At 34.9% G+C, this 12,974-nt stretch carries 8 protein-coding genes and 2 pseudogenes; all 10 read right to left on the bottom strand.

Going from position 1 to position 12,974, the window contains the following annotated elements; translation table 11 throughout:
• Positions 1 to 305: 305 nt before the first annotated feature.
• Complete coding sequence (locus tag ACPWTF_RS16335) at positions 306 to 1,952, bottom strand: hypothetical protein (protein ID WP_427872172.1); 1,647 nt, start codon at positions 1,950 to 1,952, stop codon at positions 306 to 308.
• 658 nt (positions 1,953 to 2,610) lie between these two features.
• A complete protein-coding gene (gene queG / locus ACPWTF_RS16330; RefSeq protein WP_427872171.1) occupies positions 2,611 to 3,537 on the bottom strand; it encodes a tRNA epoxyqueuosine(34) reductase QueG in 927 nt (308 codons plus the stop codon).
• Positions 3,534 to 4,880 carry a cytochrome P450 gene (locus tag ACPWTF_RS16325; RefSeq protein ID WP_427872170.1) on the bottom strand — a complete coding sequence of 449 codons (1,347 nt, stop codon included), beginning with the start codon at positions 4,878 to 4,880 and terminating at the stop codon, positions 3,534 to 3,536. The genes queG and ACPWTF_RS16325 overlap by 4 nt, the downstream gene beginning before the upstream one ends.
• 4 nt (positions 4,881 to 4,884) lie before the next feature.
• Positions 4,885 to 5,909 (bottom strand): annotated as a pseudogene (gene ruvB / locus ACPWTF_RS16320) (Holliday junction branch migration DNA helicase RuvB).
• Positions 5,910 to 6,015: 106 nt separating this feature from the next.
• Positions 6,016 to 7,818, bottom strand: coding sequence for a cytochrome c oxidase subunit I (locus ACPWTF_RS16315; protein WP_427872169.1), 1,803 nt, complete (start codon positions 7,816 to 7,818; stop codon positions 6,016 to 6,018).
• A 30-nt stretch (positions 7,819 to 7,848) separates the two neighbouring features.
• Complete coding sequence (locus ACPWTF_RS16310) at positions 7,849 to 9,039, bottom strand: cytochrome c oxidase subunit II (protein WP_427872168.1); 1,191 nt, start codon at positions 9,037 to 9,039, stop codon at positions 7,849 to 7,851.
• A 19-nt stretch (positions 9,040 to 9,058) separates the two neighbouring features.
• Positions 9,059 to 10,453, bottom strand: coding sequence for a quinol:cytochrome C oxidoreductase (locus tag ACPWTF_RS16305; protein WP_427872167.1), 1,395 nt, complete (start codon positions 10,451 to 10,453; stop codon positions 9,059 to 9,061).
• Positions 10,454 to 10,480: 27 nt separating this feature from the next.
• The gene (locus ACPWTF_RS16300; RefSeq protein WP_248729362.1) at positions 10,481 to 11,026 is read right to left on the bottom strand and encodes a c-type cytochrome; all 546 of its coding nucleotides are present in this window, start codon (positions 11,024 to 11,026) and stop codon (positions 10,481 to 10,483) included.
• An 8-nt stretch (positions 11,027 to 11,034) separates the two neighbouring features.
• Positions 11,035 to 11,559 (bottom strand): DUF3341 domain-containing protein, encoded by a 525-nt coding sequence (locus ACPWTF_RS16295; protein ID WP_008466841.1) that lies wholly within the window; start codon positions 11,557 to 11,559, stop codon positions 11,035 to 11,037.
• Positions 11,552 to 12,954 (bottom strand): annotated as a pseudogene (gene nrfD, locus ACPWTF_RS16290) (NrfD/PsrC family molybdoenzyme membrane anchor subunit). The gene ACPWTF_RS16295 and the pseudogene nrfD overlap by 8 nt, the downstream one beginning before the upstream one ends.
• Positions 12,955 to 12,974: the final 20 nt, after the last annotated feature.

Genomic DNA, 12,974 nt, shown 5'->3' with positions numbered 1-12,974 from the left:
ACGGCAGTACTTGTTCCATTAAAATTTACACCTGGAACATTTGATTGGCCTGTACCTTCGTACGTTTTATTCGCACTACCATAAGCATTTGTAAATGCCGTTATTCTTCTAGTAGAATTGGCTGTTGTACGTGTTGGGTCAAGATATAATGCTTGCGCATTTGCACTATAAGTTCCTGCTGCTATCGAAGCTGCTACTTTTCCAACTAAAGTGATGGTAACAACTCCATTTTGTGCAATGTTAAATCCTCCAAAAACAGGATTATTAGCCGTAGCTGTAGCCGAATTGGCTAGAGTTCCTGCTGGTCATGAAGCTCCGGTAGAGTAAGTTGCTGTAGCGGAATCAAATTCGATACCTGTTGGAAAACTAAAATCCAACATCACGCCAGCAGCATTTCCTGCTCCCGTATTTTTTATTTCGATTTCATAAGAAACTTTTTCATCAATTGCATTACAAATTGCAGTAGTAGATAATGTTTTGGCTTTTGTCTCAAGAACTGGGAAACAATTCGCATTAACTTGTAAATTTGCAGGAACGTCTGCAACTGTAAAAGTTGATACATAACCATCTGTTCCAGCAATAGCTCCATGATTAATTCCGTTTCCTGCATTAGATTTACCAGCTGCTCCACCAGTTACATTTGTTGTAATGGTCACTGAACTTGAAACATTATGACAGATTATTCCACCACCACCACCACCACCTGGTCCGTGCTCGTTATTATTATCGTTTTCAGTGTTTCCACCTACTCCTCCTTTAGCTTGAATTTGAATGGTAGCAGTACTATTGTTAGAAACATTCAGCAAAACTGTTCCACCTGCTCCTCCACCTCCAGCACCATCAGGTGAGTTAGCGTAGGTTCCAGGTGCTCCTTTTCCTCCATTTGCATAAATAGTACCATTCCCTAAAACATTCCCTGCGTTTATAAGAATAATTGCTCCTCCAACACCACCTTTTACACCAGAAGAAGCATCATTTGCATCACCTGCGCCTCCTCCACCGCCCATAATAAGCCTTGGAAATTTTTCAATCACAGTATACGATTTTGATCCTGGTCTTCCTGCTCCTGTAAGGTTATTGGAGAATAAATCTCCTCCTCCACCTTGCCATCCAGCGCCACCAAGTCCACCAAATCCACCATTTCCACCGCCTCCACCGCCGGTATTATGGTCGTTACCACCACCTCCTGCATTCGCTGGAGCTCCTCTTCCTGAAGAACCTCCTGGCATTCCTTCCACTGTATTTGCTACCTGATTAAAACCATCCCACATATACTTAGGCGTACCAGCTATTCCTTCTCCTTTTCCTGAAATTTTGCTATTTGATGAATCACCAACATAAGTTTTTGAGTCATTAGCATCCGAACCTGCTTTTGGGCTATATCCTCCTCTAAAACCTCTTGCACTTCCATCAATACTAAAACCATTAAAGTTGAAGGTTCCAGAAACATTAAATGCAATAATACCACCCGCAACTCCATTAAAAGGAGGAGTAGTAATATTGGCTGTAAGAGTTAAATTAGAATATTGAGGTACTCTAACGACTTGAAATGTTTTCTTTCCTCTTGAAGTAGTTGGATCTGCATTATAAAAACTATTCAAGACACCATTATTAGCACCTGTACCTTTAAACGTTAAATTTCCTCCTGTCAAGGGTACATTATTTGTTGCAATTACATACTCAAAAACCCCGGTATTACCGAGAGCTGTAAATCCTGTTCCTCCTAGATTATCTGGACCGCTGTTCGTCGTACCAGAACCATAACTACTTGTATTTGTATAATTTATTGAGGCATCTTGCATTTGAATAATTAAAATCAAATCTCCAGCAGAGATTGGAGTTGTGCCAAAATTATTCGAGTATTGATCCGTTGCTGGCACACCTGCTAGATATATAGATTGTGCTCCTGCATTCAGTGTAACATTTCCTGTGATCGGATAATATGTATTCACTGAACTTGACACCGCAACAGGTCCGTCAACTCCAGGGGTACCACATACTTGTGAGTATGAGAATATTGGTAATGTAATAAATAAAATAAGAAAAATTAGCCTGTAAAATCCAGACTTACAAAAAGTAGAGTTACGCATAGACAACTTGAGTTTGTGGAACAGAAATTTCGGATGCTAAAAAACAGATGATTGTTTTTAGCATATTGATGAGATACGTGAAAAAATATAAAATGGATTTAAAAAAACTTAGAACAGCTTTTTCAAGACATACATATAAAAAAGACATTATGCAGACCATTGTCATATAGTAATTTAAAGACTACAAAAGTCTCACTGGTTTTAAATTAAGTAGATTTGGAAAGTGCGAAAGTATATCTAGGAATGAAATCAATCCTCATTATTTCGACAAAGTGCACATAAAGTCGTTAAACAACATTTTTTAACAATTGTTTACCTATTGAAAATCTAATTTCTGTAAATATTTGACAATAAAACAGCTGAATTTTCTTAAATAATTGAAAAGATGTTCAATTCCTACAGAATTTATTGATATATAGGTAAAAAAACGTAGGAAAAAAAAATAGCACAAAGGAGAAAAAGCCTTTTAAAATAAAAAACTGATAATCAAAAAGATAAAATAACAAAACACATTTGGTTGTTACTGTAAAAACTTAATATTACGTTTTAAGCCATCAAATTTGGTTCTTTTAATAGGAGAGTTTTTAAAAACTAGCTTAAAGGTTTCTTCTGTAATCTCTATCCAGTCTTTTTTAGCAAAAGAAAGCAGCTCTGGATTAGGATTAAATAAAGGTTCTGAGTGGGGTTTAGAAAATCGGTTCCATGGACAAACATCTTGGCAGGTATCACAGCCAAACATCCATTCATCGAATTTTCCTTTCATTTCTTCAGGAAGATTTTCTTTTAATTCGATGGTATAATAAGAAATGCATTTGCTACCATCAACAATATATGGTGCTACAATTGCCTGGGTAGGACAGGCATCAATACAGGCGGTACAAGACCCACAATGGTCTGTAACTGCATAATCGTATTCTAATTCTAAATCAATAATAAGTTCGGCAATGAAATAAAAAGAGCCAACCTTTTGAGTAATCAGGTTACTGTTTTTTCCAATCCAACCCAAACCGCTCTTTGCCGCCCAAGCTTTATCTAAAACAGGTGCCGAATCGACAAAAGCACGTCCTGATACCTCTCCAATATTTTCTTGAATTGAATGTAAAAACTCCTTTAACTTATCCTTAATTACAAAATGATAATCTTGACCGTAAGCATATTTAGAAATCTTAAAACTTTCATCATTTTGCTTAGAATCTGGATAGTAATTAAGCAATAGCGACACGACACTTTTACCATCATCAACCAACAAAGTTGGATTGAGACGTTTATCAAAATGGTTTTCCATATAAGCCATTTGACCATTTCGATTGTTCTTTAACCAATTTTCGAGTCGAGGAGCTTCTTGTTCTAAAAAACCAGCTTTCGATATTCCGCAAGAAATAAACCCAAGTCTTTTGGCTTCTTCTTTTATAAATTTTGAATATATTTCTTTAGAATTGATACTCATCTCTTAGAAAATGAAACTTCAACGTTAATAGGTTTCAAAGTAATTAATGGATTAAACTGAACGGTATCATTATCGGCTTTAATATTATACTTTTTAACAATCTGAGATATCGTTAAACACATTTCATAGATGGCAAATCCAGTTCCAATACACATTCTAGGTTCAGCTCCAAAAGGATAAAAATATTGCATTGATTCCTTTTTTTGTTCTCCAAGAAATCGCTCTGGAATGAATTCATCAGGATTATTCCAATATTTTGGATTACGATGCAATTCGTAAAAAGAAACTCCAATCAAAGTGTCTTTTTTAATTTTAAATTCAGCCAAAGAATCATCCTCAAGATTTTGTCTATCAGTAATCCAAGCTGGCGGATATAAGCGCATAGACTCATTCAAAACAGCATTTGTATAGATCATTTTTTGAAGCTGTTCGATACTATTGCTTGTTTGAGATTCAACCTCAATGATTTCCTCAAAAACCTTTTGTTGAACTTCGGGATTTCTTCCTAAAAGATAAAGTGTAAAAGTTAACGCGTTTGCCGTAGTTTCATGTCCTGCAATAAAGAGAACTTTAATTTCATCAATCAATTGTTCAATAGACATGCTTTCTCCCGTATCTTCATATCTGGTTTCTAAAAGCATGTTCAATAAATCATTAATTTCTTCATTCGAAGCTTTTCTTTCTTCAATGATTTCCTTAATAATACTATTATTTTCTTCCGCTAACTTAAGATGTTTCTTGACCTGACCACTCACTGAAAACCACCAAGCTTTATGTGGAAGTCTAATTTCCTTAATCAAGAAGTTTTGCACTTCTTCTATAATGAATTTAATGCGATGAAATTTATCCTCAGCATTTGAAAGCTGGAATAAAGATTTTGCCACAACATTAAACGCAAGATTACTCATAACTGGAAAAAGATCTATTGGCCTTTCTTCAACTAAATTATTTACTTCTGAAGCAATAGTCCCATTCATATTATCAACCAGCTGATTCATTTTTTGTTTATGAAATGCTGGCTGAATAAGTCGTCTCTGTTTTAACCAAAAATCACCATCACTGGTTAAAAGTCCCTTTCCTAAATATTTGGAAAGATAAACCGATTGAAATTTAGATTTGTTATAATTCTTTTGGTTCTTAACTAAAATATGCTGTGCAATTTCATTATCTCGTGACAAGATTATATACTTGGAAAAACCAATTCGTATAGAAAAAGAATCTCCGAATTTCTCAAAATATCTTTTATGAAAAGGAATCGGATTTCTACGAACACCTTCAGCATCCTTGAAAAATCTAAGTAAAGATAAATTCTGAGGATAAGTATATTTAAACTTGTTTGACATATAATTAAAATAAACCTCCCTGTATATTTGTGTTTATTTTTCCAAGATGCTTATACGCTTTATCCGTAACTTCTCTACCTCGAGGCGTTCGCATGATAAATCCTTCTTGAATCAAGAAAGGCTCATAAACTTCTTCTATAGTTTCACTGCTTTCACTTACAGCTGTCGCTAAAGTTGAAAGTCCTACCGGACCGCCTTTAAATTTATTAATAATAGTTAATAGTATTTTATTATCCATTTCATCTAGACCATGAGCGTCTACATTTAAGGCTTTTAAAGCATATCTTGAAATTTCAATATCAATTCTTCCATTTCCTTTAATTTGAGCAAAATCACGAACACGCCTTAATAATGCATTTGCAATACGAGGAGTTCCACGACTTCTTCCAGCAATTTCAATTGCAGCTTCTAGATCAATAGGCATTTTTAGAATAGAGGCACTTCTTTCAACAATTGTTGTCAAAAGTTCTGTAGTATAATATTGTAAACGCGAAGATATTCCAAAACGAGCACGCATTGGAGCCGTTAATAATCCCGATCGAGTTGTTGCTCCAATCAAAGTAAAGGGATTCAAATTGATTTGCACTGTTCTCGCATTTGGTCCCGATTCAATCATAATATCAATCTTGAAGTCCTCCATCGCAGAATACAAATATTCTTCCACTACAGGACTTAATCGATGAATTTCATCAATGAACAAAACGTCTCTTTCATCTAAGTTTGTCAGCAAACCAGCCAAATCACCAGGCTTATCCAATACGGGACCAGAAGTAATTTTGATTCCTACTTGCAGTTCGTTAGCCAATATATTTGCCAAAGTCGTTTTCCCTAAACCAGGAGGTGTCCATGAAAAAGTGCATGATCGAGTGCTTCACCACGCTGATTAGCGGCGGCAACAAACACTTTTAAATTTTCCAAAACTTGATCTTGTCCAGCAAAATCATCAAATGATAGCGGACGCAATCTTTTTTCGAGATCTAACTCTTCTGAGTTATATCCTTTAGTAGTAGGATCTAGATTTTCATTCATCCTACAAAGATATATAAACTAATCAGTTTGTAAAATAGCAAGACTGAACGATTAAAACTTTAACTAAACAAAAAAGGCTATCATTTCTGATAGCCTTTGATTATTTTTAGTGGTGTAAAACTTCTTCACCTTCTTTCATCGGTACATTTTGAGGAACAAAATCTACATCATGATTTGGGTTACTGTAGTCATACGGCCAACGATATACGTGAGGAATTTCTCCTGGCCAGTTTCCGTGAATATGCTCAACTGGAGTAGTCCACTCTAAAGTTGTAGATTTCCAAGGGTTTTGAACTGCTTTCTTACCGTAGAAAATACTGCTAAAGAAGTTGTATAAGAATACTAATTGGAATGCACCTCCTACAAGAGCAAATGTTGTAATTAAAACATTCACATTTTGTAAATCATCAAATAATGGGAAGTTAGTATTTGTATAGTAACGTCTTGGTAAACCAGCTAATCCGATAAAGTGCATTGGGAAGAAAACTCCGTAAGCACAAACTGCAGTTACCCAGAAGTGAATATAACCTAAGTTTTTGTTTAACATTCTTCCGTACATTTTAGGGAACCAGTGGTAAATACCAGCAAACATTCCGTAAAGTGCAGAGATACCCATTACTAAGTGAAAGTGAGCAATAACGAAGTAAGTATCGTGAACGTTAATATCTAAAGTACTATCTCCTAAAATGATTCCTGTTAAACCTCCAGTGATGAAAGTAGAAACCATTCCAATAGAGAATAACATTGCAGGGTTGAATTGTAAGTTACCTTTCCATAAAGTTGTAATCCAGTTGAACGCTTTTACAGCAGATGGAATTGCAATCAATAAAGTTGTAAAGGTAAACACAGATCCTAAGAAAGGATTCATACCAGAGATAAACATATGGTGACCCCATACAATAGTTGATAAGAATGCAATTGCAAGAACTGACATAATCATCGCTCTGTATCCAAAGATTGGTTTACGAGAGTTCGTAGCCATAATTTCAGAAACAAGACCCATCGCTGGTAAGATTACGATATAAACCTCAGGGTGACCTAAGAACCAGAATAAGTGCTCAAACAATACTGGAGAACCACCTTGGTAATGTAAAACCTCTCCTGCAATATAGATATCAGATAAGAAGAATGAAGTACCAAAACTTCTATCGAAAATTAATAATAAAGCAGCTGACAATAATACTGGGAATGAAATAACACCAATAATAGCTGTTACGAAAAATGTCCAGATTGTAAGAGGAAGTCTAGTCATAGACATTCCTTTAGTTCTTAAGTTAAGTACAGTAACAATGTAATTTAAAGATCCCATCAAAGAAGATGCGATGAAAATAGCCATAGATACTAACCATAATGTCATACCTGTTCCTGATCCTGGAATTGCTTGTGGCAATGCACTCAAAGGAGGGTAGATTGTCCATCCTGCAGATGCTGGACCAGCTTCAACGAATAAAGAACATAACATTACAACAGCTGATAAGAAAAACAACCAGTATGAAATCATATTCATAAACCCAGACGCCATATCTCTTGCTCCAATTTGAAGCGGAATAAGTAAATTACTAAAAGTTCCACTTAAACCTGCCGTCAGTACAAAGAATACCATGATGGTACCGTGAATTGTTACTAAAGCTAAATAAATATCATTTGCCATTACACCATCAGGTGCAAATTTATCTCCTAATAAAACATTAAATATCTTAAAAGACTCTTCTGGCCACGCCAATTGCATTCTAAAAAGCAAGGACATTGCAATACCAATGATTCCCATAATAATACCAGTAATCAAGTATTGTTTAGCAATCATTTTGTGATCAATACTAAAAATATATTTAGTAATGAACGTGTCTTTATGATGATGTTCGTGCTCGTGATCGTGTCCGTGATCGTGATCGTGCGCTTCTGCTGACATATATGTGTACTTTAAATTTTCTAAATAATATTATTTCAATGCAACTTTAGCTACAGCTGCTTTAACAGTATCGACAACAGCTTTAACAGTGTCAATTACTTTTGCAGTAGAATCTGCAGTTGGAGCAGTTCCTTCAGCTGGTTTTTCAGCTGCTTTCGCAGCAGCAATATCCTGAGCCAAAGTAGTTTTCTCACTTAACCATTTTTTATAGTCTTCTGGAGAATCTACAACAACTTTCATTTGCATATTGTAGTGAGAAGCTCCACAAATTTTATTACATAATAATAAATAATCAAATGTATAAGGATCTAAAGCTGTACCACCTTTTGCAGTTAATTCAGCGCTTTTTTCAGCTCTTAATTTGTTGATGTGTGCAACTTTTTCAACCATAAATGGTAACTCTCTATATTCCGCAGTAGTATAAGTTGGAACGAAAGCAAATTCAGTAACCATACCTGGAACACAGTTCATTTGTGCTCTAAAGTGAGGAAAGTAAGCAGAGTGCAATACATCCTGAGAACGCATTTTAAAGTGAACTTTTTTACCTTTAGGAATGTGCAATTCTGAAACTACGATATCATCTTGAGCATTTGGATCTGACATATCAACCCCTAATGTATTTATTCCTTCGATTAAACGTACGTTAGCTTTTCCTAAAACATTATCCTGTCCAGCATATCTTGCAGTCCATTTAAATTGCTGAGCATATAATTCGATTTCGATTACATCTTCATCTTTATCAACAAACATAATGTTATTCCAAGCATATAATCCATAAAGAATTAAACAAGCTAAAACAACAGAAGGAATGATACTCCAAATTGCCTCTAATTTATTACTATCAGCAAAGAATAACGCTTTTTTATCTTTGTTACCTTTATATTTAAAAGAAAACCAATACAATAGACCTTGTGTAATTACTTGAACAGTAAAAATCAAAACCCAAGTAATGTTCATTAAATTATCTACTAAAGTACCATGCTCAGAAGCAGGGGTATGAAGTGCCAAATTACCCCATTTTAGTAAACCATAAATAGTAAATATATAAATGAAAGCTAAAAAGCCAAACATGATATATCCCTGAACGTTATTGTCATTATCTGATGCAACTTGAGAATCGTCCGAAGAAGCTCCTACCTGAGTAAGATCAAATATCTTCGTCAATTGCCATAATGCAACTGCTAATAAAACTAAAACTATAATTACCAACAAACTTGTCATCTGTTTACTTCTTTAAATATTAATAATGAAAATGTTTACTTTCTTCGATGAAAGGATTTCTTTTTGCAAGCAAAGGAGATTTAGTTAATGCAGTAAATACAACAAATATAAATAAACCTAAGAAGAAAAGAATCGATGCAATTTCAGGAACTCCAATAAACCATTTGTCTCCTACAGTACCAGGCATAATCATATTAAAGAAATCAACATAATGACCTAATAATATCACAATACCAGCCATAACAACAACCCAGTTAAGACGTTTGAAGTCAGTATTGATCAATATTAATAATGGGAAAACAAAGTTCATAACAACCGCTCCAAAGAAAGGAAGGTTATATAACTGAATTCTTGTTACAAAATAAGTTACCTCTTCTGGAATATTAGCGTACCAAATCAACATAAATTGAGAGAACCATAAATAAGTCCAGAATACACTAATACCAAACATGAACTTAGCTAAATCATGGATATGACTTGTATTTACATACTCCAAATATCCTTTAGATTTTAAATAGATAGTTACTAATGCAATAGCTGTAATACCACTTACAAAGAAAGAAGCAAATACATACCATCCAAATAAAGTACTAAACCAGTGTGGATCAAAAGACATAATCCAATCCCAAGACATAATAGACTCAGAAACGATAAAGAATACCAAGAATCCTGCAGATGCTTTGAAATTCTTTTTGTAGTAAAGATCATCATTTGCTTCATCTTGTGCTAAACAGTTTTTTCTAGAAAAATGACGGTAGATATTCCATCCTAATAAAAAGATAAAAGCTCTTGCAATCCAGAAAGGAAAATTTAAATATCCAGATTTTCCTGCGATGATAGCATCATAATTTGGGCTTTTTGGATTGGTTACTCCTTCTCCTAACCATACAAAAATATGATTAAAATGTAATCCACATAATACTAAAAGTATAAAGAAGATTATAGAACCAGCTGGCAAATAAGCTGTTATACCTTGCATAACTCTAAACAAAACTGGAGACCAACCTGCTTGAGCAACTTGTTGAATTGCATAGAAAGCTAAAACCCCCATTGAAAGAAGTAAAAAGAAAATACAAGCTACATATACAGCAGACCAAGGCTTATTTTGCAATTGGTGCAGTACGTGCTCTAAATGTTTTTCGTGCTCATTTGCACCAGAAACTTCTGCATGCTCAGCTCCTTTATGAGAGTCATGTGCAACTTCAGCAGCCTCATGATGACCTGCTTCTTTGTGAGATGCCTCCGCTTTTTCTTCATGCGCAGCGCCATGAGAACCATGTTCATCTGCAGCAAGTATTTTTTCAACTTCTTGAATATCTTTTGGTGCACTTAAAAAACCATACCCAATTCCTAATAGACCAACGGCCATTAAGATGATAGAAAAAGTTTTTAATTTACTTGAAAATGTATACATATCTATTACGATCAGTTTGTTCAACAATTATAATTGGCTTTTTAGTTTCAGAACATAGTCAGCAACTAACCAACGTTCGTGAGCACTTAATTGATTTGCATGTGAACCCATTGCATTTAAACCATAAGTCTCAACATGAAAGATACTTCCTTCAGTGATCTCTCTGTCTTTATAGCTAGGTACTCCAAGAAATTTCTCTCTTTCAACCAATTTACCTTTACCGTTACCAGTTGCACCATGGCAGCTGATACAATAAATATCAAAAAGCTCTTTACCTTTTCCAGAGTTTTTCTCTTCTTCTGTCAAAGGTGATTTTAAATTAGCTTTTGCTAATTCATAACCAGCAGTTGAGTTTTCATATTCATAAGGTTCAAAACCTCTATTGATAGTTCCTTCAACAGGAAGCTGTCCTTCTTTTCCTCCCTTAAATATTTTTGCTTCTGAATATGGCTCGTAAGCAACAGATTCATACATATTAGGGAAATACTGATAGTTCGGTGCCGAATTATTGTGGCAAGATGAAACTAAAATAGTTATACCAACTAAAAGTGTTATTTTATATATCCTTTTCATAGCTACAATTAATTCTTTTCTATTACTTTAACTTCAACAGCTCCAGTTCCTTCAAAGAAAGAAACTAATTCAGCTTCGTTATCATTTACAGCAACCTCCATTAAAAAGTGGTCATCAGTTGTTCTTACATCTGGGTTTTCAGCTTCTTTAAAAGGCCATAATCTACTTCTCATGTAAAAAGTAATAACCATTAAGTGAGCTGCAAAGAATACAGTCATCTCAAACATAATTGGCACAAAAGATGGCATATTTTGGATAAAACTAAAACTTGGTTTACCTCCAATATCCTGTGGCCAGTCATGAATCATGATGTAACCCATCATAGTTGTTGCAACAGAAATACCAACACATCCATATAAAAAAGCACATATTGCTAATCTTGTTGGTGCTAATCCCATGGCTTTATCCAATCCGTGAACCGGGAATGGAGTAAAAACCTCTTCAATATGATGATGAGCAGCTCTAGTTTTCTTTACTGCATTCATCAAAACGTCATCGTCATTATAAATGGCGTATATAACTTTATTACTCATGATGTGAATCTTTACTGTTTGCTCTTTCTCTAATATAATTATCTCCTGTTCCTTTCAAAATTGTTTTAACCTCTGCCTGAGCAATTACAGGGAATGTTCTAGAGTATAATAAAAACAATACAAAGAAGAAACCAATTGTTCCAATGAAAATTCCAATATCAACAAATGTTGGTGAGAACATTGTCCAAGAAGATGGAAGGTAATCTCTATGTAAAGAAGTAACAATAATTACGAATCTTTCAAACCACATACCGATGTTAACTACAATCGAAATGATGAATGAGAACATGATACTAGTTCTTAATTTTTTGAACCACATAAACTGAGGAGAGAACACGTTACATGTCATCATTGACCAATATGCCCACCAGTAAGGTTCAGTAGCTCTGTTTAAGAATGCATATTGCTCATATTCTACACCTGAGTACCAAGCTACGAACAACTCAGTGATGTAAGCTACACCTACAATAGATCCAGTAATCATGATAATGATGTTCATTAACTCGATATGTTGTAATGTGATGTAAGCTTCAAGATTAGATACTTTTCTCATAACGATCAACAATGTATTTACCATCGCAAATCCAGAGAAAACCGCTCCAGCAACGAAGTATGGAGGGAAAATTGTTGTATGCCATCCTGGAATTACAGAAGTAGCAAAGTCCATAGATACAATCGTGTGTACAGAAAGTACAAGTGGAGTAGCTAAACCAGCTAATACTAAAGATACTTCTTCAAAACGCTGCCAGTCTTTTGCTCTACCGCTCCAACCAAAACTTAAGATAGAATAAACTCTTTTGTTAAATGGAGTAATAGCTCTATCACGAAGCATTGCAAAGTCAGGTAACAAACCAGTCCACCAGAAAACTAATGATACTGAAAGATACGTTGAAATCGCGAATACGTCCCAAAGTAAAGGTGAGTTAAAGTTTACCCATAAAGATCCAAATTGGTTTGGTATAGGTAATACCCAATATGCTAACCATGGACGTCCCATGTGAATAATTGGAAATAAACCTGCTTGTACTACAGAGAAAATAGTCATAGCTTCAGCAGAACGGTTGATGGCCATTCTCCAACGTTGACGGAAAAGTAATAATACCGCAGAAATTAATGTTCCAGCGTGACCAATACCAACCCACCAAACGAAGTTAGTAATATCCCAAGCCCAGCCAACTGTTTTATTTAATCCCCATGTTCCGATACCGGTAGATACGGTGTAAATTATACAACCTAACCCCCAAAGGAAGGCTATTAATGCGATTGAAAATACAATCCACCATTGCTTGTTTGCAGGCCCTCAACAGGTGCAGCTACATCTACAGTTACATCGTGATAAGATTTATCACCAATAACTAAAGGTTTTCTAATGGGTGCTTCGTAGTGAGACGACATAATCCTTTATATTGTTTCTT

The organism is Flavobacterium sp. MMS24-S5 (assembly GCF_050320125.1).
In the GTDB taxonomy this organism is placed as follows: domain Bacteria; phylum Bacteroidota; class Bacteroidia; order Flavobacteriales; family Flavobacteriaceae; genus Flavobacterium; species Flavobacterium tyrosinilyticum.
This window is presented reverse-complemented; position numbering and strand designations above follow the sequence as displayed.

Bases quoted from the DNA above. Each gene is read 5' to 3' on its own strand.
- queG (WP_427872171.1), bottom strand. From the start codon at position 3,537: ATGAGTATCAATTCTAAAGAAATATATTCAAAATTTATAAAAGAAGAA.
- ACPWTF_RS16325 (WP_427872170.1), bottom strand. From the start codon at position 4,880: ATGTCAAACAAGTTTAAATATACTTATCCTCAGAATTTATCTTTACTT.
- ACPWTF_RS16315 (WP_427872169.1), bottom strand. From the start codon at position 7,818: ATGTCAGCAGAAGCGCACGATCACGATCACGGACACGATCACGAGCAC.
- ACPWTF_RS16310 (WP_427872168.1), bottom strand. From the start codon at position 9,039: ATGACAAGTTTGTTGGTAATTATAGTTTTAGTTTTATTAGCAGTTGCA.
- ACPWTF_RS16305 (WP_427872167.1), bottom strand. From the start codon at position 10,453: ATGTATACATTTTCAAGTAAATTAAAAACTTTTTCTATCATCTTAATG.
- ACPWTF_RS16300 (WP_248729362.1), bottom strand. From the start codon at position 11,026: ATGAAAAGGATATATAAAATAACACTTTTAGTTGGTATAACTATTTTA.
- ACPWTF_RS16295 (WP_008466841.1), bottom strand. From the start codon at position 11,559: ATGAGTAATAAAGTTATATACGCCATTTATAATGACGATGACGTTTTG.